Annotated in this window: 1 pseudogene; it reads right to left on the bottom strand. The window is 55.7% G+C overall.

What is annotated here, in order from left to right:
• Window positions 1-201, bottom strand: a pseudogene (locus tag JEM65_RS21730) (hypothetical protein); the annotation flags it as partial.

The raw sequence follows: 201 nt of genomic DNA on the forward strand, positions 1-201 counted from the left end.
ATACCTGCACGGTGACGACGATGATCAGCGCAAAGATGAACACTGCTGAAGCGAGAACATTCGCCTCAGCAGGGATTCCTCGCGCCGCCGATACCCAGATGTACTTGGGGAAGGTCGACACAGCGCCGGAGTTGAAGTTCGTGATGATGAAGTCGTCAAAAGACAGAGCGAACGACAGCAGGGCTGCGGCGAGAATACCCA

Origin of the sequence: Gelidibacter salicanalis (assembly GCF_016469035.1) — a bacterium.
Lineage (GTDB): Bacteria > Bacteroidota > Bacteroidia > Flavobacteriales > Flavobacteriaceae > Gelidibacter > Gelidibacter salicanalis_A.